This is a genomic window from Polaromonas sp. P1_E1_2, assembly GCF_056406035.1.
Map to the genome: position 1 here is coordinate 1 of NZ_JBFUAZ010000004.1, position 22,490 is coordinate 22,490.

The 22,490-nt window shown below is 63.3% G+C and carries 20 protein-coding genes; 9 read left to right on the forward strand and 11 right to left on the reverse strand.

The features are described 5' to 3' along the window. On the forward strand, positions 1–238 hold a 238-nt coding region (locus AC1D1P_RS00545), incomplete at its 5' end, for a hypothetical protein (protein WP_477671783.1). A 57-nt stretch (positions 239–295) separates the two neighbouring features. Here AC1D1P_RS00545 and hpf read toward each other — a convergent pair. Continuing rightward, positions 296–625, reverse strand: a complete 330-nt coding sequence (gene hpf / locus AC1D1P_RS00550) for a ribosome hibernation-promoting factor, HPF/YfiA family (protein ID WP_007872838.1) — start codon at positions 623–625, stop codon at positions 296–298. Positions 626–1,087: 462 nt separating this feature from the next. On the opposite strand from hpf, the gene AC1D1P_RS00555 reads away from it, so the two are divergent. Together AC1D1P_RS00555 and AC1D1P_RS00560 are read left to right on the forward strand one after the other, a co-directional pair. Next, positions 1,088–2,302: a patatin-like phospholipase family protein gene (locus AC1D1P_RS00555; protein ID WP_477668779.1), complete on the forward strand. Its 1,215-nt coding sequence runs from the start codon at positions 1,088–1,090 to the stop codon at positions 2,300–2,302. A 242-nt stretch (positions 2,303–2,544) separates the two neighbouring features. Continuing rightward, positions 2,545–3,534, forward strand: a complete 990-nt coding sequence (locus tag AC1D1P_RS00560; RefSeq protein WP_477668780.1) for a magnesium and cobalt transport protein CorA — start codon at positions 2,545–2,547, stop codon at positions 3,532–3,534. A 98-nt stretch (positions 3,535–3,632) separates the two neighbouring features. Here the strand turns inward: AC1D1P_RS00560 and AC1D1P_RS00565 are convergent, their stop codons facing one another. The 6 genes from AC1D1P_RS00565 to AC1D1P_RS00590 form a co-directional block, all read right to left on the reverse strand. Next, entirely contained in the window at positions 3,633–4,391 is a 759-nt protein-coding gene (locus AC1D1P_RS00565) for a 5'-methylthioadenosine/adenosylhomocysteine nucleosidase (protein ID WP_477668781.1), read from the reverse strand. Positions 4,392–4,501: 110 nt separating this feature from the next. Further along, positions 4,502–6,190 carry a long-chain-fatty-acid--CoA ligase gene (locus AC1D1P_RS00570; protein WP_477668782.1) on the reverse strand — a complete coding sequence of 563 codons (1,689 nt, stop codon included), beginning with the start codon at positions 6,188–6,190 and terminating at the stop codon, positions 4,502–4,504. Between the two features lie 166 nt (positions 6,191–6,356). Then, positions 6,357–7,781 carry an NAD(P)(+) transhydrogenase (Re/Si-specific) subunit beta gene (locus tag AC1D1P_RS00575; RefSeq protein WP_477671784.1) on the reverse strand — a complete coding sequence of 475 codons (1,425 nt, stop codon included), beginning with the start codon at positions 7,779–7,781 and terminating at the stop codon, positions 6,357–6,359. Next, positions 7,778–8,104 (reverse strand): NAD(P) transhydrogenase subunit alpha part 2, encoded by a 327-nt coding sequence (locus AC1D1P_RS00580; protein ID WP_011485418.1) that lies wholly within the window; start codon positions 8,102–8,104, stop codon positions 7,778–7,780. Before AC1D1P_RS00580 ends, AC1D1P_RS00575 begins: the two co-directional genes overlap by 4 nt. 81 nt (positions 8,105–8,185) lie before the next feature. Further along, complete coding sequence (locus AC1D1P_RS00585) at positions 8,186–9,301, reverse strand: Re/Si-specific NAD(P)(+) transhydrogenase subunit alpha (protein ID WP_477671785.1); 1,116 nt, start codon at positions 9,299–9,301, stop codon at positions 8,186–8,188. Positions 9,302–9,555: 254 nt separating this feature from the next. Then, on the reverse strand, positions 9,556–11,091 hold the full coding sequence (locus AC1D1P_RS00590; protein ID WP_477668785.1) for a CoA-acylating methylmalonate-semialdehyde dehydrogenase: 1,536 nt from the start codon (positions 11,089–11,091) through the stop codon (positions 9,556–9,558). Positions 11,092–11,230: 139 nt separating this feature from the next. Between AC1D1P_RS00590 and AC1D1P_RS00595 the strand changes: the two genes are divergently transcribed. Both AC1D1P_RS00595 and AC1D1P_RS00600 read left to right on the forward strand, forming a co-directional pair. After that, entirely contained in the window at positions 11,231–12,232 is a 1,002-nt protein-coding gene (locus tag AC1D1P_RS00595; protein WP_457281504.1) for a LysR family transcriptional regulator, read from the forward strand. Positions 12,233–12,240: 8 nt separating this feature from the next. Next, a complete protein-coding gene (locus AC1D1P_RS00600) occupies positions 12,241–12,756 on the forward strand; it encodes an NUDIX hydrolase (protein WP_477668786.1) in 516 nt (171 codons plus the stop codon). Positions 12,757–12,829: 73 nt separating this feature from the next. On the opposite strand, the gene AC1D1P_RS00605 is transcribed toward AC1D1P_RS00600, so the two are convergent. After that, positions 12,830–14,431, reverse strand: coding sequence for an OpgD/OpgG family glucan biosynthesis protein (locus AC1D1P_RS00605; RefSeq protein WP_477668787.1), 1,602 nt, complete (start codon positions 14,429–14,431; stop codon positions 12,830–12,832). A gap of 110 nt (positions 14,432–14,541) precedes the next feature. Here AC1D1P_RS00605 and mnmA point away from each other — a divergent pair, with 110 nt between their 5' ends. After that, complete coding sequence (gene mnmA / locus AC1D1P_RS00610) at positions 14,542–15,756, forward strand: tRNA 2-thiouridine(34) synthase MnmA (RefSeq protein WP_477671786.1); 1,215 nt, start codon at positions 14,542–14,544, stop codon at positions 15,754–15,756. Between the two features lie 71 nt (positions 15,757–15,827). Here mnmA and AC1D1P_RS00615 read toward each other — a convergent pair whose 3' ends face one another. Next, positions 15,828–17,246: a MipA/OmpV family protein gene (locus AC1D1P_RS00615; RefSeq protein ID WP_477671787.1), complete on the reverse strand. Its 1,419-nt coding sequence runs from the start codon at positions 17,244–17,246 to the stop codon at positions 15,828–15,830. A 230-nt stretch (positions 17,247–17,476) separates the two neighbouring features. Here AC1D1P_RS00615 and AC1D1P_RS00620 point away from each other — a divergent pair, with 230 nt between their 5' ends. The 3 genes from AC1D1P_RS00620 to AC1D1P_RS00630 are packed head-to-tail and all read left to right on the forward strand — an operon-like array spanning position 17,477 to position 20,073. Further along, entirely contained in the window at positions 17,477–17,752 is a 276-nt protein-coding gene (locus AC1D1P_RS00620; protein WP_477671788.1) for a DUF4242 domain-containing protein, read from the forward strand. An 8-nt stretch (positions 17,753–17,760) separates the two neighbouring features. Further along, positions 17,761–19,587 (forward strand): AfsR/SARP family transcriptional regulator, encoded by a 1,827-nt coding sequence (locus AC1D1P_RS00625; protein WP_477668791.1) that lies wholly within the window; start codon positions 17,761–17,763, stop codon positions 19,585–19,587. Between the two features lie 30 nt (positions 19,588–19,617). Further along, positions 19,618–20,073 carry a DUF2917 domain-containing protein gene (locus AC1D1P_RS00630; protein ID WP_477668792.1) on the forward strand — a complete coding sequence of 152 codons (456 nt, stop codon included), beginning with the start codon at positions 19,618–19,620 and terminating at the stop codon, positions 20,071–20,073. Between the two features lie 146 nt (positions 20,074–20,219). Here the strand turns inward: AC1D1P_RS00630 and AC1D1P_RS00635 are convergent, their stop codons facing one another. After that, a complete protein-coding gene (locus tag AC1D1P_RS00635) occupies positions 20,220–20,900 on the reverse strand; it encodes a sulfite exporter TauE/SafE family protein (RefSeq protein WP_477671789.1) in 681 nt (226 codons plus the stop codon). 14 nt (positions 20,901–20,914) lie between these two features. Next, positions 20,915–22,297 carry an oxygen-independent coproporphyrinogen III oxidase gene (gene hemN / locus AC1D1P_RS00640; RefSeq protein WP_477671790.1) on the reverse strand — a complete coding sequence of 461 codons (1,383 nt, stop codon included), beginning with the start codon at positions 22,295–22,297 and terminating at the stop codon, positions 20,915–20,917. Positions 22,298–22,490: the final 193 nt, after the last annotated feature.

Below are 22,490 nucleotides of genomic sequence, written 5' to 3' on the forward strand. Positions count from 1 at the left end.
CTTCAACGCTGACCAGAACCTGGGAGGGGGGCAAAATTTGCGAAAGACGGTTCATAACAATCTTTTAGTCGCCGAATTATGCACTTTGCAGCGGGTTGACCGCAAAAAAGGCATTAAAAAGCCGCTTGGCGCCACAAGCGGCTTCGGCGTCTGGTTTGGCGCGCCTGCAGATGCCCTGCAGATTCGCCGCGACAGAAAACGTGCAATGCAGGTTTTTCCGTCTGCACGCCACCGGTGAATGCGGCCCTTCGAGGAGAAGCCGCGCACTCTGAAAAGGGACAGCCCGAAAAGACTTTCAGGCCTGGCGCTTGGCAGCAACGTGGTGGTGATCCTGGGTTCTGGTTTTGTAACGCCCAACCTGACGGTCCAGCTTGTCTGTCAATTCATCAACTGCGGCGTAAAGATCAGCGTGGGAGCTCTCGGCAAACAGGTCGCGGCCCTTGACATGCACATTGCATTCGGCCCGCTGGCGTCTTTCCTTTTCTTTCATGTTGTCCACTGTCAACAGGACTTTTACGTCTACTACCTGGTCGAAATGCCGGGTAATCCGATCCAGCTTGCTGGTCACATAACCGCGTAGCGCGGGGGTAACTTCAAGATGGTGGCCGCTGATCGTCAAGTTCATAAAGAGACTCCTTTTTCCAAGGTTGGAGCTGGGTTGAAAACACTGCCGGGCCCATGAAGGCGAGGCAGCGGACGGGGACACTCTCTTGGATTCACTATGCGCCCGATGCCCCGCAATTGCAACCTTGCGCCGCAATAAATAATGAAACCTTATGAAAAACCCCTTGACCCGATTTCACTGCATGCGCTGAGTGCTGGCGTGCCGCCCTGGCAGCGCCTGAAGGCCTTTGATTCTTCTGGCTTTTTACCAAGTCAAACCGTGTGGCGGCCAAGCCAGCGGACTTGCAGGAAGTCTTTCGCGGCGGCATCATGCTGACACAATTGCCCGCAGCCGGCCCGGCCCCATCAATGAGGCAATGGCAAAGACTGAAACAGCGCCCCATGGCGAAAAAACCATAACACCAGCCGATCAAGCTCATGCCCCGCCTGCTTTCACCACGTCCGCCGCATACCCGGCCCGGCCATGTCGCTTGAGACCATCATTTCTTCTGCGTTAACCCGCCCTGACGAGGCGCAAAATGCCCTTGTCCTCATGGGCGGCGGCGCACGCACGGCCTACCAGGCGGGAGTGCTTCACGCCCTGTCAACCATGCTCAGCGTGCAGGGCGGTGCGGCTGACCCGAAATTCCCGTTCAAGATCCTGGTGGGCACGTCAGCCGGTGCGTTGAACGCAGCTTTCCTGGCAAGCCATGCGGGTGAAGGCTTGCAGGCATTCGGCCGATTGGCCAATTTCTGGACCACATTGCGCTCATCGCAGGTTTACCAGCTCAAGGTTCCCGCGTGGATCCGTTCAAGCCGCATTGCGGCGGCGCTGTTTTTGTCGCAGCAGGTGCGGGCGCAACAATCCCTGCTGGACAACACACCGCTGGTCGACACCTTGCACCATGCCATTTCGCTGGGCCACATCGAGCAGGTGCTGCAGGATAAAACCCTTCACGCGCTGGCCATCACGGCCTCCAGCTACAGCAGCGGCGTGCACTGGACGTTCTGCCAGATGGCTGCCGGCCGCCACGCCGATCTCTGGAGCCGGCCAGGGCGGCGTGCAGAGTTCCAGCCCGTCACCATCGAACACCTGATGGCTTCCAGCGCCATTCCCTTCCTGTTCCCCTCCACGCCGCTCTGGGTGGACGGCCACCGCGAGTTCTTTGGCGATGGTTCCATGCGCCAGAGCTCCCCGCTCTCACCCGCCTTGCACCTTGGGGCCAGCAAGGTGCTGGTGATCGGCGTGGGGCAACCCGAGCGCGCCGGTTTCGTCGGCAGCAACGGGCCGAACGTGAGCGGCCGGCCCACGCTGGGCGCCATTGCCGGCCATGCCATGGCCAGTGTGTTTCAGGACACGCTGCAGGCCGACGTGGAGCAGGCCCAGCGCGTGAGCAAAACCGTGCGGCAGATGCCGCGCGAAATCGCGGCTGTCATGCCCTACCGGCCCGTCGACGTGTTGGCGATTGCACCGTCACAGTCGCTCGACGCACTGGCGCAAGCCCACGCCGGCGAATTACCGCGGGGGACCTACAACGCGCTGGCTGGCCTGGGTGCGCTGGGCGCCAAAGGCAGTCCGGGAGGCGCCGCACTGGCCAGCTACCTGCTGTTCGAGCCGGGGTTTGTCAAGGCGCTGATGGCGCTGGGCGAACAGGACGCTTACGCGCGAAAGAGCGAGCTCATCGAGTTTTTTATGTAGCGCAAGCGGTGGATAAACCAGGTGTGAAATGCCATAATCGCCGCTTATTCATTACGGAGAAATCCTTGGAAAGCAGCCCTAGTTGCTAGCTTTCAACACCGCAGACTGACGCCAGGCTTGCAAAGGCTCACGTTGAAAGGGGGTTGAAAGCGATGCCATATCCCACCGCCCTTTTACCGCGCTTTCGCGCAAGGCCTGAGCGTTCGCCTTGTGCCGGCCCTTGAACCGATAGGCAGTCAGTCATGCTCAATATTTTCACGCTGGCCAACGGCCGGCTTTTCCAGGAAGAAATCGAATCCCTGGAAGAACTCTCCAAATTCCAGCCCATCTGGGTGGATCTGGAGTCTCCCACCCTCGAAGAAAAACGCTGGATCAAGCAGTACTACGGGTTGTCCATTCCGGAAGACGCGATGGACGAGGACATTGAAGAGTCCGCGCGCTTCTACGAGGAAGACAACGGCGAGCTGCACATCCGCTCCGACTTCCTGATTGCCGACGACGAAGAGCCGCGCACCGTGCGGGTGGCTTTCATCCTGAACCTGGTCAACGACGACCTCAAGAGCAAGGGTGTGCTGTTTTCCATCCACGACGAAGACGTGCCGGTTTTTCGCCTGCTGCGGATGCGCGCGCGCCGCGCCCCGGGGCTTATCGAAGACGCCAAGGAGGTGCTGCTCAAGCTGTTTGACGCCGACGCCGAGTATTCCGCCGACACGCTGGAAGGCGTTTATGTCGAGCTCGAAAAAGTCAGCGCGCAGGTGTTGTCGGGCGACGTGACCGACGCCCTGGCCGGCGAAGTGCTGGGCGCCATTGCCCGCCACGAAGACCTGAACGGCCGCATCCGCCGCAACATGATGGACACGCGCCGCGCGGTCAGCTTCATGATGCGCAGCAAGATGCTCAACGCCGAGCAGTTCGAGGAAGCGCGGCAGATTCTGCGCGACATCGACTCGCTCGATTCACACACCGCCTTCCTCTTTGACAAGATCAACTTTTTGATGGATGCCACGGTAGGCTTCATCAATATCAACCAGAACAAGATCATCAAGATATTCTCGGTGGCCAGCGTCGCGCTGCTGCCGCCTACGCTGATCGCCAGCATCTACGGCATGAATATGTCTTTCCCCGAACTGCAGCTTCTGGGGCCGGCGGCTTATCCGTATGTGATCGCGCTGATGGTGGCCAGTGCACTGGTGCCGATGATCTATTTCCGCAAGCGGGGCTGGCTGAAATAGCCGCTCTCAAGCTGCCGCGGGATGCACCCCAGGTATCAAATCAGGATCCAACCCAATACAGACAAGCGCGAGCAGCTATCAAATAGATAGCAAACACTTTAAACGGGAATCGCCGGCAGCAACTTCTCAACAATGGCACGCGCGTAGACGCTGGCCACTTCCGCCACAAATGCCGGAAAGTCCACGTGCGCGGTGTCGTCGGCGCGGTCGGAAATCGTTCTCACCGACGCAAACGCCACGCCGTAGTCATGGCAGACCTGCGCCACGGCCGCACCCTCCATCTCGACCGCCAGCGGCGTGTGGCCTGCTGCAATCAGTGCCGCACGGATACCGGCGGCTTCCTGCGCACCGCAGACAAAGCGGTCGCCGCTGATCATCAGCCCGCGGTGGACACGCGCAGACGGATACGCCGGCACAGTACCGGCAGCCAGCGCCGCCGCGTGCAATAACGCCGTCAAAGCCGCGTTGCTTTCAAAAACCGTCTTGCCATACAGCGGAACCTCATAGCGGGGAAACAGCGGTGAGGCGTCCATGTCATGCTGCACAAAACTGTCGGCCACCACCACATCGCCCACATTCACACTTTCGCCCAGCCCACCGGCCACACCGGTGAATACAATGCGGCCGACCTTGAAGTGCTCGATCAGCGCCACCGCCGTGGTGGTTGCCGCCACTTTTCCGATACGCGCGAGCACCAGCACGACCGGGTGCCCGTGCAGGGCACCAAGCCAGAACTCGCGGCCAGCGTGCTTCACCTGCCGCGCGTTTTCCAGCAGGTCAATCAGGCCGGACTGCTCTTCAGCAAGGGCGCTGAGGATGGCGGTGGGTGCACGGGGGAAGATGTCAACGGAAGTCATGCCCTGATTTTGCCCGCGCTTTCAACACCGGGGGCGCAGAAAAAAGGGCAGCTTGCGCTGCCCTCTAGAAAACCTGCCGCGCATGCGCGGCGAGCTCTGAAACTTGCCGTTTATTTCTTGTCGCGCAGTTCGCGGCGCAGGATCTTGCCAACCGGCGTCTTGGGCAGATCGGTACGGAACTCCACCACTTTCGGTTGTTTGTAGCCTGTGAGATTGGTTTTGCAGTATTCCCGCACCTGTGCTTCCGTGAGCTCGGGATTCTTTTTCACGATCACCAGCTTCACGGCTTCGCCGGACTTTTCATCGGCAACGCCTACGCAGGCACATTCCATCACGCCGTCGAGCTTGGCCACTACATCCTCAATTTCGTTCGGATAGACATTGAAGCCGCTCACAAGGATCATGTCTTTCTTGCGGTCGACGATCTTGAAGAAGCCGTTTTCATCGACCACGCCGATGTCGCCTGATTTGAAGTATCCGTCGGGCGTCATGACCTTGGCGGTCTCGTCGGGGCGCTGCCAGTAGCCGGCCATGACCTGCGGACCCTTGATGGCGATTTCGCCGGGCTGGCCTTGCGGGACTTCATTGCCGTCGTCATCGAGCAGCTTGAAGTAAGTGCCGGGAATCGGCACACCGATGGTGCCGGTGAAGGCCTTGCTGTTGGTCGGGTTGCAGCTGGCCGAGGGTGATGTCTCGGAAAGGCCGTAACCTTCGCAGACCGGGCAGCCGGTTTTCTCGAGCCACAGCTTGGCCACCGCGCCTTGCACAGCCATGCCGCCACCCAGTGAAATCTTCAGGTGCGACCAGTCCACGGTGTTGAAGTCCGGGTGATTCGCCAGGCCATTGAACAGGGTATTGACCGCGGGGAAGCTGTTGATCTTGTGCCTGGAGAGCTCTTTAAGCACGGCCGTCAGGTCACGCGGATTGGGGATCAGGATGTTTTTGCTGCCGGTGCGCATGCCCAGCATCATGTTCACGGTGAACGCGAAGATGTGGTACAGCGGTAGCGCGCAGACATACGTGAGCTGCTCGCCGGCCGGCAGGGCCGCCATGGCCGGGCTGTTCCAGGCTTCGGACTGCAGCACATTGGCGATCACGTTGCGGTGCAGCAGAACGGCGCCCTTGGAGACACCTGTGGTGCCGCCGGTGTATTGCAGCACGGCCACGTCGTCTGGTTTGATGTCGGGCCGCTTGAGCGTCAGGCGCGTGCCCTGCGCCACAGCGTCGTTAAAACGCACGGCGCCGGGCAGGTTGAAGGCCGGCACCATCTTCTTGACGTTGCGCACCACGTAGTTGACGAGCGCACCCTTGAGCATGCCCAGCTGGTCACCCATGGCGCACAACACCACGTGCTTGACGGGCGTGGCGGCAATGCATTGCTCGAGCGTGTTGGCGAAGTTTTCGATGATGACGATCGCCTTGGCGCCCGAATCCTTGAGCTGATGCTCCAGTTCGCGCGGCGTGTACAGCGGGTTCACATTGACCACCACATAGCCGGCGCGCAGGATGGCGGCCACCGCCACCGGGTACTGCGGTACGTTGGGCATCATGATGGCAACGCGGTCGCCCTTAGCCAGGCCCAAGCTCTGCAGGTAGGCGCCGAAGGCGAGCGACAGGCTGTCGGTCTGGCCGAAGGTCACGTCCTTGCCCATGAAGCTGTAGGCGACGCGGCTGCCGTGTTTCTTGAAGCTTTCCTCCATCAATGCGACCAGCGACGGGTACTGGGACGCGTCGATATCGGTAGGAACGCCCGGCGGATAGGCTTTGAGCCATGGGCGGTCAAGGGTCGCTGCATTCATGTTTGTCTTCTCCATTACGTATTGCTTACTGCCATGGATTCTCATGGCGTGCCCTCTTCGTGGCTATTGCGTTTTCCCTAGGAAACCCGGGAAATCAGGAGGGAAGCCTCTCTAAATCGGGGTGCGCCCGCGGCTCGCCGCCGCGGGAAAACCCGGCGGCCAGCGATTACTCGATGGCCTTGCCCATGTCTTCGATCACCTTTTTGGCGTCCCCGAACACCATCATGGTCTTGTCCATGTAGAAGAGTTCGTTGTCCAGGCCTGCGTAGCCGGCCGCCATGGAACGCTTGTTGACGATGACCGTCTTGGCCTTGTAGGCCTCCAGGATGGGCATGCCGTAGATGGCACTGCCCTTGACGTGCGCGGCGGGGTTCACCACGTCGTTGGCACCCAGGATGATGGCGACGTCGGCCTGGCCGAACTCGGCGTTGATGTCTTCCATTTCATGCACCTGGTCGTAAGGCACTTCGGCCTCGGCCAGCAACACGTTCATGTGGCCGGGCATGCGGCCGGCCACCGGGTGGATCGCGTATTTGACGTTGACGCCCTTGTCGATGAGCTTTTGCGCCAGCTCTTTGACCGAGTGCTGGGCGCGCGCCACGGCCAGGCCGTAGCCCGGCACGATGATCACGGTCTCCGCATTGCCCAGGATGAAGGCAGCGTCGTCGGCAGAGCCCGACTTGACGGGGCGCTGCTCTTTGGCGCCTACGGCGGCGGTGCCGGCCTCACCGCCGAAGCCGCCCAGGATCACGTTGAAGAAGGAGCGGTTCATCGCCTTGCACATGATGTACGAGAGGATGGCGCCCGACGAGCCGACCAGCGAGCCGGCAATGATCAGCATGGAGTTGTTGAGCGAAAAACCGATACCGGCCGCGGCCCAGCCCGAGTAGCTGTTGAGCATGGACACCACCACCGGCATGTCGGCGCCGCCGATCGGAATGATGATCAGCACGCCCATGACGAAGCTCATTGCCAGCATCGCGAAGAAGGCGGGCCAGCTGCCCGTGAACATGAACACCAGCCCCAGGCCGATGGTCACCAGGCCCAGCACCAGGTTCAGCTTGTGCTGGCCGGCAAACTGCACAGGTGCGCCCTGGAACAGGCGGAACTTGTAAGTGCCCGACAGTTTGCCGAAGGCGATCACCGAGCCGCTGAAGGTGATGGCGCCAATGGCGGCGCCGAGAAACAGCTCCAGCCGGTTGCCGGTGGGGATGGGGTTGCCTTTGGCGGCGATGCCAAAAGCGTATGGCTCGGCAACGGCGGCCACAGCGATAAAGACCGCAGCCAAACCGATCATGCTGTGAAAGAACGCCACCAGCTCGGGCATCTTGGTCATTTCGACCGTCTTGGCGCGCCAAGCGCCATAGCCTCCGCCGACCACCAGGCCCAACAGAACGTAACCCATGCCGAGGGCCTTGCCCCCCGAGATTTCGACGATCAGTGCTGCGGTGGTCAGCGCGGCAATGGCCATGCCGGCCATGCCGAACAGGTTGCCGCGGATTGAGCTGGTAGGGTGTGACAGGCCCTTGAGCGCCTGAATGAAGCAAACGGAGGCTACCAGGTACAGCAGCGTGACGAGATTCATGCTCATTTGGCGGCTCCTTCAGCGGGCGCGGCGACTTTTTTTTCTTTCTTGCGGAACATCTCCAGCATCCGGCGCGTCACCAGAAAGCCGCCGAAGATGTTGACGGCCGCCAGCGCCACGGCCAGCACGCCCATGGTTTTGCCCAGTGGTGTTTCGGTCAGTGCAGCCGCGAGCATGGCGCCTACGATCACGATGGCCGAAATCGCATTGGTCACCGCCATCAGCGGTGTGTGCAACGCCGGCGTGACGGTCCACACCACGTGGTAACCCACGTAGATGGCCAGCACAAAAATAATCAGGTTGATGATGGTGGGTGACACTGCATCCATGGTCTTCTCCGTGAGGGACTACGCGGGCGTGAGCCCGGCTTGTCCGATTAAATCCAATTGATCCGATGGGTCCCGAAAGGGTTACTTCTTCTTGACCTCGCCGCCCTGCGTCATCAGGCAGGCTGCGACGATGTCGTCTTCCAGGTCGACATTGAGCGTGCCTTCCTTGGTGATGATGAGCTTGAGGAAGTCGAGCAGGTTGCGGGCATAGAGCGCGCTGGCATCCGCCGCGACAAGGGCCGGTACGTTGGTCTGGCCGATCAGCGTCACGCCGTGCTTGACCACGGTCTTGCCGGGTTCGGTCAGCGGGCAGTTGCCGCCTTGCGGTGCGGCCAGGTCGACGATCACGCTGCCGGGCTTCATGGCCTTGACCATGTCTTCGGTGACCAGCACCGGCGCCGGGCGGCCCGGGATCAAGGCTGTGGTGATGACCACGTCGGCTTGCGCCACGCGCTTGGCGACTTCGGCCTTTTGCCGCTCGAGCCAGCTCGGCGGCATGGGCTTGGCATAGCCGCCCACACCGACCGCGGCTTCGCGTTCTTCGTCAGTCTCGTAGGGCACATCGATGAATTTACCGCCCAACGATTCGACCTGCTCTTTGACGCTCGGGCGCACGTCGCTGGCTTCAATGACGGCGCCAAGGCGCTTGGCGGTGGCGATGGCCTGCAGGCCGGCTACGCCGACGCCCAGGATCACCACGCGGGCGGCCTTGACCGTGCCGGCCGCCGTCATGAGCATGGGGAAGAAGCGCTGGTATTCGGCAGCGGCCATCATCACGGCCTTGTAGCCGGCGATGTTGGCTTGCGAAGACAGCACGTCCATGCTTTGCGCGCGGCTGGTGCGCGGCGCGGCCTCCAGCGCGAAGGACGTCAGCTTGGCCGCAGCCAGGCGCTGCAGCCCGGTGGCATCAAAAGGATTGAGCATGCCGACCAGCACACCTCCGGCTTTGGCCAGGCCCATTTCACTGTCCAGCGGGCAGCGGACCTTGAGCACGATATCAGCGCCATAAGCGCCCGCCGCGTCGGTGATCTCTGCGCCGACCGCCGTGTAGGCCTCATCGGGAACGCTGGCAGCCACCCCGGCGCCGGACTGCACACGGACGGTATGCCCTTGTGCCTTGAGCTTTTTGGTCGTTTCGGGCGTGATGGCGACGCGTGTTTCTCCGGCCGTGATTTCGGCGGGTACCCCAATGAGCATGGGTCTCTCCTCAGTACGTTGGTGTTGGTTTGATTGACGTCAGCCCGCAGGCGGGCTTGCGCGCGATCTGTCTCGGTGTCTTTGTCTGCGTATCCGCTTTTGTACCTGTCATGAAGCTTACATGAGATTTCTGCAATTTTTTGTCAGGGCAGTCTACAGTTTTTGACCCGAGTCAAGCCACGCAATAAAAAAAGCCCCGCCTGCCAATACATGGCGGTTGGGGCCGGTTTGCCTTGATGGCTGGCGTGCTATTTCTATTTGGCTGTCGGCATCACGAATTCGGCGCCCTTGCCGATGCTCTCTGGCCAGCGCTGCATGATGGACTTTTGTTTGGTATAGAAACGTACGCCCTCTTCGCCATAGGCGTGCATGTCGCCGAAGAGGCTTTTTTTCCAGCCACCAAAGCCATGCCAGGCCATGGGCACCGGGATCGGCACGTTGATGCCGACCATGCCGACCTGGATGCGGCGGCTGAATTCGCGGGCCACGTGGCCGTCCCGGGTGAAGCAGCTCACGCCGTTGCCGAATTCATGGGCATTGATCAGGTTCACCGCTTCGGCGAAGTCCTTCACGTGCACGCAGCCCAGCACCGGGCCAAAAATCTCTTCTTTATAGATGCGCATGTCGGGCGTGACATGGTCAAACAGCGTGCCACCCATCCAGAAGCCCTTGCCGCAGCCCGGGCCGGCCTTGGCGCCCGTGAAGGTGCGGCCGTCCACCAGCAGCTTGGCGCCTTCTTTCACGCCCGTCTCGATGTAGCCGGTAATGCGCTGGTGCGCGGCCGATGTGACGATGGGGCCCATTTCAGCGTCAAGCTCCACACCGTTTTTGATCACCAGTGTTTTGGCGCGCGCTTCCAGCATGGGAATGAGTTTTTCGGCCACATTGCCCACCAGCACAGCCACAGAGATCGCCATGCAGCGTTCGCCGGCCGAGCCGTAGCCCGCGCCGATCAATGCGTCCACCGCCTGCTCCAGGTCGGCGTCGGGCATGACCACCATGTGGTTCTTCGCGCCGCCCAGTGCCTGCACGCGCTTGCCGTGGCGTGCGCCGGTTTCGTAGATGTAGTTCGCGATCGGTGTGGAGCCAACAAAGGACACGGCCTTCACGTCCGGGTGCACCAGCAGGGCGTCGACCGCCTCTTTATCGCCCTGCACCACGTTGAAGACGCCGTCGGGCAAGCCGGCTTGCTTGAGCAGGTCGGCCATGAAAAGGCTGGGGCTGGGGTCGATGGGACTGGGCTTGAGCACAAAGCAGTTGCCGGCGGCAATCGCCACCGGGAACATCCACATCGGCACCATCACCGGGAAATTGAAGGGCGTGATGCCGGCCACCACACCCAGCGGCTGGCGCAGCGTCCAGTTGTCGATGCCGGTGGAAACCTGGTCGGTGAAGTCGCCCTTGAGCAGCTGCGGAATGCCGCAGGCGAATTCAACAATGTCGATGCCGCGCGAGACCTCGCCTTGGGCGTCGGTGAACACCTTGCCGTGCTCGGCGGTGATCATGTGGGCCAGCTTGTCCTTGTTCAGGTTGAGCAGTTCCAGGAACTTGAACAGCACGCGCGCGCGGCGCAGTGGCGGCGTGTCGGCCCAGGCGGGAAAGGCGGCCTGGGCTGACGCCACGGCCGCATCGACCTCCGTTCCGCTGGCAAGCGCGACATAACCCGACACCGCGCCCGTTGCAGGGTTGAAGACTTCCTGGCTACGCCCGGAAGACGGCGCGGCCACACGGCCATTCAGGTAGTGGCCGATGGTGGCTTGTGAAGCGGAGGCAGCAGGGGATAAAGACATTTTGCAATCCTTGAAAGGTGGCGGCACCGGACTGGCCGTTGGGGGTTCACCGCAGTCTAGGGCTGCGCAGCCGAATTGATAATGCCCCGTTTTGTGATTACATTGTTCATATTTTTGAACAATAGACCTCTCGACCTCCATGTCTTCCGACCAGCTATCGCCCCTTGTCGCCGATCTTCACCTGCTGACCATCCTGGCGGCTACACGCAGCTTTACCGAAGCGGCGCGCCGCCTCGGGATGTCCAAGGCCTCGGCCAGCATGCGCATCAGTGAGCTGGAGCGCGCCGCCGGCGTGACGCTGGTGCGACGCACCACGCGCTCCGTAGGCCTGACGGAGGCTGGCCAGCAATTGGTGAACGACATGCAGCCGGCGTTTAACCGCATCAGCGAGAGCTATTCCGCCGTGAAGGACCTGGTGGAAACCCCGCGCGGGCTGATCCGCGTGACAGCACCTGTCGCGCTCGGGCGTCAGCACCTGGCGCCCTGCGTTGCGGCCTTCCTCAAGCGCTATCCCGAGATCCATATCGAACTGGAACTCACCGACCGCTTTGTCAACCTTGCCAATGAAGGCTTCGACCTGGCGATACGACACACGAATGCGCCGCCCGACACCCATGTGGCCTGGGTGTTGTGCGAAACGCGCTCCATCCTGCTGGCCAGCCCCGACTACCTGGCGCGCCGCGGCGTGCCTGCGCAGCCGTCAGACCTGGCCGCGCACGATTGCCTGCTTTACCTGGGCAACCACAACACCGCCAGCTGGACCTTCGTGCGCAGCGGCAAGCGCAAATCCCGCGAGCAAGTTGGCGTGAACATCACGGGCACACTGAAGGCCAACAACAGCGAAGTGCTGCGCGAAGCGCTGGTGGCGGGCCTGGGCATCGGCCTGCTGCCGGATTTCAGCGCACCTGCGGGTGGCAGCGCGGTGCCATCGCCGTCGCCGCTTGTGCAGGTGCTGCCCGAGTGGCAGGTGCAGGGATTTTTCGGCGAGCGCATTTACGCCCTCAGGCCCTGGTCGCAGCAAGTGCCCAAGGCGGTGCAATGCCTTGTGGCACATTTGCGCGAGAGTTTCGCTGCCGGATTTTCGGCTAGCAAACACACCTGGCCGGCCGGTCAGGACCCCGGTCATCAAGGCCACGGATAATCCGGCGCATGATTAAACGATGGAAACCCAGCGTCACGGTCGCTGCGGTGATTGAAAAAAAGACGGGCGGTGTCTCCAGGTTCCTGCTGGTCGAAGAGGAAACGCGGGACGGCCTGAAGCTCAACAACCCCGCCGGCCACCTGGATCCCGGTGAAAGTCCCTTTGAGGGTTGCGTGCGCGAAACACTGGAAGAAACCGCCTTCCATTTCACGCCCACCGCCATTGTGGGTGTCTATCTCTCCCGCTTTGAGCGGGCCCTCATCGGGCAGGAAGAATCCGAAGACATCACCTACCTGCGCTTTGCGTTCTGCGGCGAACTGGGCGAGCACGTGGCAGGCCAGGCGCTGGATGAGGGCATTGTGCGCACGGTCTGGCTGACGGCCGACGAAATAAGAGCAAGCGCTCACATGCACCGAAGCCCTCTCTTGTTGACCTGCATGGAAGATTACCTGGCAGGCAGGCGCTTCCCGCTTGATCTGGTGACCACGGATGCCAGCGTGCATGCACCGCTGAACCAGAAGTAGGAAGCACCGCTGCCGTGGATGATTTGGCAGCGCCAACGGGACCCCGCTTTCCCGCTGACAGCCAGCGCAATCCTCAATAAAGAATTCGTTGCGCCACCGGCGGCGGCGTCCACTGGTACAACCAGGTCTCCGTCAATGACTGGCCGTCGACCTGCAAATGCATGCGCAGGTTGATGGGTGCCGTGCTGTCGCCATCGGGGCGCAGGTCGAACATGGCACGCCACCCCTTGATGGCGTCCAGCGGCCGGGCCGACGTCAATTCAATCGTGCCGCGCGAAGCGGTGATCACGGCTTTGACCTGGGCCCCGCGGTTCAGCAAGGCAAAGTCGCCGCCCGCAAAATCGACGGCAAAACGCCGCGTGTAGGCGGTGCGCTTTTGCCCGACCACGCCGCCGAGGCCGGTACGTGTGGCCACACAGCGCGCCAGCGGCCCTTGCGCGGCGGGCGGTTCGCCCCCCCAGTGCAGCCGGTAGGAAAACAGCAACTCCTGCCCTGCCTGCGGCTTGTCCCTGGGGTTCCAGAAGGCCACGATGTTGTCAAAGGTTTCGTCCGCGGTCGGAATTTCCACCAGCTGTATCGCGCCCGCACCCCAGCCCGCCTTGGGCTCAACCCACAGGCTCGGGCGTTTTTCATAGAACACGCCGTCGTCCTGGTAGTGGTCAAAGTTGCGATCGCGCTGCATCAGGCCAAAACCGCGCGGGTTCTCGTCCTGGAAGGCGTTGAACTGCAATTGCGCCGGATTGGTCAGTGGACGCCACAGCCATTCGCCCGTGCCGCTGTGCATGGCCAGGCCGTCGGTGTCGTGGATTTCGCCGCGCCAGTCCCAGCCCATGCGTTTGTCGTTTTCGCCGGTCTGGAACATGCTGGTGCACGGCGCGATGCCCATGCGGTCAATGGTTTTGCGCGGATACAGCGCCACGTCCAGGTCCATGACCTGCGTGTCGCCCGGCGTGATCACAAAGCGGTAGGCGCCGCTGACACTCGGCGAGTCCAGCAGGGCGTAGACGGTCAGTGAAGCCGCTTTCGGGTCCGGCTTTTCGAGCCAGTAGCCGATGAAATCCGGAAACTCTTCCGGGAAAGTTTGCGCCGTGTCGATGGCCAGGCCCCGTGCCGACTGGCCATACTGCCATTCGCCTCCCACCGCGCGAAAGTAGCTTGCGCCAAGGAAGGCCGCCACGTCACGCACCGGATCGGTGTGGAAGTTCAGCCGGAAGCCGGCAAAACCGAGATCGACGGGCAATTTGTCGCCCCGCACGCCGCTTTTTCCGTAATCAAACATGGCCGGGTCATAGGCCAGTTCCTGTGCCTGGCCATTGCTCACTTCATGCATGCGCACCGGCGTCTTGAAGAATAGGCCGAGGTGAAAAAATTTGGCCACGAAGCGCAGCTTGTCATCGCCCCACAAGGCATGGTCGTCCCTAAAGCGGATGGCCTGGTGCTGGTCCCAGTTCAAGTCCGAAATACCGGCCGGCAAGGCCGCAGGCCGGGGCCGGTAGGGTTTGGCGGCCAGGTCGCGCGCCTGGCCCTTGAGCATCGCGTAATCGAAGGCTTGGGCCTTGCCCACGGGTTTGAGGCCCGCAGCCTGGGCCAGTGACGAAAGCCATGGCAACCCGGTGGCGATGCCGGCGGCCGTGACGGCCTGCCCGGTGCGGGAAAGAAATTGACGTCGTTGCAAAGTGGCAGCTCCTGCAAGAAAGGGAGTTCCATTGTGCCGCCGGCCGCACGGCCAGCAGGGCCGGAAAGCCTCAGCAGGCGCAAACGCTTTCATCTTTTTACAATAGAGCCATGGGCAACCCGCAAATCAACACACACAGCCACGACGGCAAGCGGCAACGGATCGTTGTTGGCCTGAGCGGAGGCGTGGACTCCGCCGTGACGGCGCACCTGCTCAAGCAGCAGGGGCACGAGGTTATCGGCATCTTCATGAAGAACTGGGAAGATGACGACGACAGCGAGTTCTGCTCGTCCAACATCGATTTTGTCGACGCCGCCGCCGTGGCCGACGTGATCGGCATCGAGATCGAGCACGTCAACTTCGCAGCCGACTACAAGGACCGCGTCTTCGCCGAGTTCCTGCGCGAATACCAGGCTGGCCGTACGCCCAACCCCGACATCCTGTGCAACGCCGAAATCAAGTTCAAGGCATTTCTGGACCATGCCATGCGCCTGGGCGCCGAAAAAATCGCGACCGGCCACTATGCGCGGGTGCGTCGCAATGAAGCCACCGGCCTGCACGAACTGCTCAAGGGCCTGGACCCGGCCAAAGATCAAAGCTATTTTTTGCACCGGCTGAACCAGTCACAGCTCTCCAAAACGCTGTTCCCTGTGGGTGAGCTGCGCAAGACCGAAGTCCGGCGCATTGCCGACGAGATCGGCCTGCCCAACGCGAAGAAAAAAGACTCCACGGGCATCTGCTTTATCGGCGAGCGGCCTTTCCGCGAATTTTTGAATCGCTACATTGCCAAAGAGCCCGGCCCCATCAAGAACGACAAGGGCCGCGTGCTCGGTGAGCATGTGGGCCTGTCTTTCTACACGCTGGGGCAGCGCCAGGGCCTGGGCATAGGCGGCGTGAAGGCCAAAGGGGCCGAGCTCAAGGCCGTGCAGGCACGCGGGTTACGCGGCGTGGGCGAGCACGAACCCTGGTTTGTGGCACGCAAGGACCTTGAAACGAACACGCTGTGGGTGGTTCAGGGCCATGATCACCCCTGGCTGCAATCCACGGTGCTTCAGGCACAGGACTGCAGCTGGGTGGCGGGACATGCACCGACGCCCGGTGTCATGGCGGCCAAAACACGCTACCGGCAGGCCGACGCGCCCTGCGAACTGCGCAGCGCTACCGGCGCGGCCTGCGAACTGGTGTTTGCCGATGCCCAGTGGGCGGTGACGCCGGGCCAGTCGGCTGTGCTCTACCAGGGCGATGTCTGCCTGGGTGGCGGCGTGATTGCCACCAGCAATGTGCAGAACCAGCCGGCTGTGCCGGTCCGGGCAGTCTACGCCTGATTTTCATTCAAATCAGGCCGAAAGCCATTATGGTATTGCGCAAGCAGCTATTAAATCAATAGCAAAACGACTCAAAGCGCGGTTTCAACGTAGGTGTAAATGTAGTTGGAGCCGCCGTTGACGTTGCCCAGCAGGCGCGACGAACCAAAAATGCCCGAGCGGTGCGACACACCAAAGCCTATAAAGGTGTCCTTGAGCGGCCGGTAGCCGATCAGGTCGCCCAGGCTCACGTCAATGGTCGGGTCCAGGTAGTTAAGCATGCGCGAGGCCGACTTGCCGTTTGCCGCCAGGCTGGACGACTCGATGTAAGGCGCCCGCTGCGCCATGGAGACGCCCACGCCCAATCCCAGCCGCGTCTTGACCCGGTCGCTCCACGGGAAGCCCGAGTAAACGGCTTTCATGAACAGGTCCAGTTGCACGCCATTGGCCTGCAGGCCCCGCTCGTTGTGGTGCGTGAGGCCCACRTAGCCGATGAAGTCGAGCGGCCAGCCGTTCACGTTGTTCAGGAAGGGCTTGCCSACCTGAATGCCGGTRATGCKGGTCGAATTGACCTTCGCCGTCGACAGGCACTGCGCCGTGATGATCTTGGCCAGGTGGCAGCCATCTTCGGTTGACTTGCCGTACAGCAGCTTGAAGTAGGTGGGCGAGCCGTCTTCTGCCCACTCGCGCTTGTGGCCGCCAAAGTCATAGGCCGCGCCGATATACACGGCGGGCAGCACGCTCTTTTGCACGATGGGGCTGTTCTTGGTCTTGTTGTCCAGCAAGGTGGCCGACACACCGGCCAGCAGGCGCCAGCGCTCCGTGAGGTCATAAGAGCCGTAAAGGCCAATCGAGGTCTGCACGCCCGAGCCCGGCGCATAAGCAGGCCGCCCGGCCGTTGCCTCACTGGCCTGCACGCCGTAGTAATAGTTGTTGAGCCTGGCGTCGCGCACCCCCACGGTCACACTGGGGCGCAACATCCAGGGGCCCGAGCGCCAGTCGTAGGTGTAGCCCAGACGGAACTCGTTGCCCTTGTAGGTGTTGCTGATGTCATGCACCAGCTCCGCCTGCAACGTGCCCCAGGGCTGGCGCCAGCGGTAGGCCAGGCCCAGGTCCAGGCCCGAGTCGCGCGGCGACATGCCGGCCAGGCTGGCGGGCAGGCGCTCGGTCGGAAAGCCCTCCAGGCGCTGCTCCACAAAAAGGTCCAGGCGCCGCTCGGTGCCGTTGAGCAGCTTGATGCCGCCCCGGTTGGCATGCAGGAAAAGCCGCTCGCCCTCATACAGGTAAAGCGGCAACAGGTCGTAGCGCGTGCCGGCATCCTTGTAGGGCGAACGCTCGATCCGGGTCACGAGGCCCAGCCCGACACTGCCCGGCGAAGAAAGGATGTCGGTGAGCGGCTCAGTGTTGCCGCCGGCAAAGGCCGGCAGGGCCGCGCACAGCCCGGCAGCCGCAATAGCAGCTCCGCGCAGAACTCGGTGTGGCAAAAGGAGCAAAGGGGAGCGATTCATCATGTTTTTTTGAAAGTGGGGGATGTTGCAGCAGCCGGTCAGGGGGCACACACTCCGATGCTATCCACGAACAACGCATCCGCTCCGGCCGATTTGTAAGAAAACGGGTACAAATCGGATAGGCCGACACCGCGCCATTCCCCTTATTGATTCGATCCGGGCGTCTTTCTCACACGCCGGCTCACACGTACACTGCCTATCTTCGGGTCTCCACTAACTTAACGGAGCCTGTTATGCCCAAATTCGTGATCGAACGTGCCATCCCCGGACTCGGGACCCTGAAGCCCGCCGAGCTGCAATCCATCTCCCAGAAATCCTGCGGTGTGCTGCAGGAACTGGGGCCTGATGTGCAGTGGGTGCAAAGCTATGTGACGGGCGGCAAGATGTACTGCATCTACAACGCGGCCAGCGAGGAACTCGTGAAGGAACACGCGCGCAGGGGTGGCTTTCCGGCGGACACCGTCTCGCGAGTCACCACCACCATAGACCCCACCACCGCCGAAGCCTGAGGCCGCCGGTGAACTCGCCAGCCCCGAACGACGCGCCGCCTTTGGGGCTGGCCATCCACCTGCTCGGCCCGCCGCGGGCGGAGCGCGGAGGCCAGCCCGTGCCGGCGCCACGCGGGCACAAAGTCTGGGGCCTGCTCGCCTACCTGGTCCGCAGCGATGCGCCGGTCAGCCGCAAGCACCTGGCGCAGCTGCTGTTCGAGGATGCCGAAGATCCGCTGGCCGCCCTGCGCTGGAACCTTAGCGAGCTGCGGCGCCTGCTCGGCACCGCAGATTTGCGCGGCGATCTGCTGGCGCTTTCACTGGAGCCTGCCACCTACGTCGACCTCAGCGCCGTGCTGTCGGGTAGCTGGGCGCAAGCCCTGTATGTGCCCGGCCTGGATCACGAGTTGCTGGAAGGCATGAATTTTTCCGGCAGCCCGGCCTTCGAGGTCTGGCTTGCCACGGAGCGCCGCCATCTGCAGGCCGCCGCCGAAGCCGTGCTGCGCGAAGCCGCACTGGCTCGCATGGCCGCGGGCGCCATGACAGAAGCAGCCGCGCTGGCCGGCCGACTGGTACGGCACAACCCGCTTGACGAGAACTACCAGGCTTTGCTGGTGCGCAGCCTCGCGGCCGCGGGTGACGGCGTGGGCGCCGCGCGCCAGGCCGCAGCCTGCCGTGAATTGTTCCAGCGCGAACTCGGCGTGCAACCCGGCGCCACGCTGGACGCCGCCCTGCGCACGCTCACCGCAGCGCCCACCGCGCGGCCCGCCACCGGGCGCGCCGCGGCGCTGGCACAGCTGGAAGCCGGGGAGGCGGCGATCAGCGCCGGCGCGCTCGATGCCGGCCTGCAATGCCTGCGCCGCGCGATCGTGGAAGCCGATGCCACCGGCGACGCGGCGCTGCGCGCGCGCACGCGTGTGGCCCTGGGCGGCGCGCTGGTGCATGCCGCCCGCGGACGCGACGAAGAGGGCGCTACGGCGCTTCACGAAGCACTGGAGGTCGGCCACGAGGCTTCGCCGGCACTCGCCGCCGCCGCGTGCCGCGAGCTCGGCTACGTCGAATTCCTGCGCGGCCGCTATGAACGCACGCTGGCCTGGCTGCAACGCGCGACGCCGATGGCAGCCGGCGACCACGCGGAGCAAGCGCGCATTGCCACCGTGCAGGGCGCTGCGCTCAGTGACACTGCGCATTACACAGCCGCCATCAGCCAGCTACGCGAAGCAGAGGTGCTGGCTGCTAGCGTCGGCGACAGCCGGCAACTTGCCTACGCGCTGTCCATGCTGGGCCGCGCGCTGCTGCTGCACGGTGAACCCGAGGCCGCCGCCGACGCCCTGGACCGCTCGGTGGCACTGGCCCGGCAAGGCTGGACCGCCTTTGTGCCGTGGCCGCAATCGCTGCGGGCCGAGATCGACCTGCTGCGCGGCGACGTGGATGCGGCCGCGAACCGCTACGAGCATGCCTTCGCGCTCGGCTGCCAGCTCAGCGACCCATGCTGGGAAGGCATTGCCGGCCGAGGCCTGGGGCGCGTGGCGATGGCGCGCGGGGAACCGCAGCGCGCCGTCGAAATACTCGCTGACGCATTGACGCGCTGCATACGCCTTCCTGATGCCTACCTGTGGGCCAAGGCATATGCCCTCGACGCGCTGTGTGATGTCGCTGTGGCACAAGCCATGCCCCAGGCCTCGGCCTGGATCAACGAAATGCAGGACCTCGCTGCGCGCAGCGGCATGCGCGAACTGACGGTGCGCGCCTGCCTGCACCGCGCGGCGCTCGGCGACGGTGCGAGCGCGGCGGCGGCGAAGCTGCTTGCCGGCCAGATCGACAACCCCGCGCTGCACGCCCTTGCCGGGCTATGACTGCGGTTGCCACATCCAAAGAGGCTGATGATGAATGCGAAATCAAACGACGCCGTATCGCTCAGCGGCATCCGGCGCCTGGTGCCCGGCCAAGCGCTGCGTTTGCCGCGGCGCGGCGGCGAACTGACGGTGCTGCACGGCCGGCTCTGGCTGACGCTCCACAACGATCCCGGGGATCATTTCATCGAAGCCGGCCAGCGCGTGCGCCTTGGCACCAACAAGAACGCAGTGGTTGAATCCGCAGGAACCGCGCAGGGCGTGAGTCTGCACTGGGAGCCTTGTCGCCCGGGCTTCGTCAGTGCCTTGCTCGCCCGGCCCCTGAGCGGCACGGCCTTCCTGGCCTTTTTGGCGGCCCGCGGCTTCGCGGCGCTGGCCCTCAGCGCCGCGGCAGGCGCAAGACGCGCGCGTGGCCATCATGCGGTCAGCGACCGCCACGTGTTCATCACGCTGGAAGGCGGCGGGGCGCGAGGGTCAGGCCACCCTTGAGGAAAAAAGCCATCAACCCTTATCGGATGAGCGCAAACAGCTATTAAATTGATAGCAAACACGCCGTGACGCTCTTTTTTAGCGCTGCATGCCATCGCCACCGCGGCGGATGCCACCGGTGAACACAGGCCGGGCGCCGCATGGCCTCAGCCGAGCCCGCACCACTGCGCGATGCGGTGCATCATGTCGCCCCACAAACCGAGCACGGCGGCAAGCACCAACACCCCGCCAGCCAGGCGCACGCCAAGTTGCCCGCCCAGCCTATTGCCAGCGCGCCGAAGCCCAGCCAGTAGTTGCGGCGCCAGCAACAGGGAGACGCCGCTACCTACCGCAAAAGCCGCCATAGCCAGCGCACCTTGCAGCGGTCCGCCGCTGAGCGACGCCACCAGCAGCGCCGAATAAAGCAGGCTGCAGGGCATAAAGGCCCACAACGCGCCCACCGAGAACATGCCGCCGCGCGATGCGGCCACGGCACCCACCCTGGACCACGCGGAGCGGCCCGCGCGGTCGGCCCAGGCCGGCTGGCTGGCCTTCACCACCAGCATCAGGCCCCAGCCCAGCACGGCCAGGTGAAACAGCACCCAGAGCGGCTTGACCACGGCGGCCTGCTCCGTAATCCAGGCAAAACTTTGCACCGCCACGGCTGCCGTCGCGCCCGCGGTGGAATAGCCTACAAGCCGCCCGGCCTGAAAGACCAGCGGTGAATGTGCCTGCCGCTGCGGGCCCACGCGCCGGAGACCGCCACAGGCAGCGCCGCACATCACGGCGCAATGCGGTCCGCCGGCCAGCCCCATCAGCAAGGCCGTCATGGCGAGTGCGTAAGACATGGGCGGCGCCGCAATCAAATAATGCGCGAAAACCGGCTGCGGTTGAGGTCGGACTGCAGGTAGCGGTCGAACACCATGGCCACCGCGCGCAGCACGAAGCGCCCCTCGGGCGTCACTTCGATGCCGGTGTCAGACAGCACGACCAGGCCGGCGTGCTCCAGTTCGCGCAGGCGTTCGAGCTCGGGCGCGAAGTAGGCCTTGAAGTCCAGCATCCAGGCGAGTTCTATCGACTCGAACCAGACCCGGCCTTGGCACATGATGGCCATGATCACCGCGCGGCGCGCCAGGTCGTCCCGGCTTAGCGCCAGGCCGCGCGTAACCGGGAAGCGCCCCTGATCCAGCAGGTCGCAGTATTCCTCCAGGTCCTTGGCATTCTGGCTGTAGGTGGCGCCGACCGCGCCTATGGCCGACACGCCCAGACCCACCAGGTCGCGGTCGGGCTGGGTGCTATAGCCCTGGAAGTTGCGGTGCAACCGGCCCTCGCGGCTGGCCACGGCCAGCGCGTCGTTCTCAAGCGCGAAGTGGTCCATGCCGATGTAGCGGTAACCCGCGCCCTGCAAACGCTGCATGGCCTCGGCCAGCATGGCGGCCTTGTCCTCGGCCGCGGGCAGCAGCGCCGTTGGGATGTGCCGCTGCGGCTTGAAGCGCTCCGGCAAATGGGCATAGGCATAGAGGGCAATGCGGTCCGGCCTGAGCTCCTCGACCCGGCGTATGGTGCGCGCGAAGGACGTCTGTGTCTGCCGCGGCAAGCCGTAGATCAGGTCCACATTGATGGATTCAAACCCGAGCGCGCGCGCCTGCGCGACCAGCGCGAACACCTGTTCGGCGGGCTGGACGCGGTGCACGGCTTTTTGCACATCGGGGTCAAAATCCTGGACGCCGAAGCTCAGTCGGTTAAAGCCCAGGGCGGCCAGCGCGGCCAGGCGCGTGTTGTCCACAGTGCGTGGGTCTACCTCGATGGCCATTTCCGCACTGGCCGCGATGTCGAAGTTGCCTCTGAGCATGTCCATGAGCCGTGCGAGTTCCGCGTCGGACAAAAAAGTCGGCGTGCCCCCGCCCAGATGCAGCTGGCTAACGGGCTGCCCCTGCCCCAGTCGCGCCGTGTACAGGGCCACTTCGCGCTCAAGATAGCCCAGGTAGGCGGTGGCGCGGCTGTGCTGCTTGGTGATGATCTTGTTGCAGGCGCAGTAGTAGCACAGCGATTCGCAAAACGGGATGTGCACATACAGCGACAGCGGCGCCGCCGATGTCTCGGCCCGCACGCGTCTGTCGTCCAGCGCGTGGCTATGGTCGACGGCGGTAAAGGCCTCGACAAAACGGTCCGCTGTGGGAAAGGAGGTGTAGCGCGGCCCGGTGATGTCGAACCGTCGAAGGGCCTGGGGTAATACAGCGGGCATGGAATGTTTAGGGAATGTGAGGCCTCCACTGTGCCGCCCCTCCGCCCCGGCTGCGTTGATGTGGATCAACGAGGGCGCAAGGTGGGGCCGCCGGACGCGTTTGCCCTGTTCTTGACCTGCGTCAAATCGCCGCGAAGGGCACGCCGTAAGCTGGCGGCTTCCCCATTGCCCTGGGTGGACGGCCCCGGCTGCC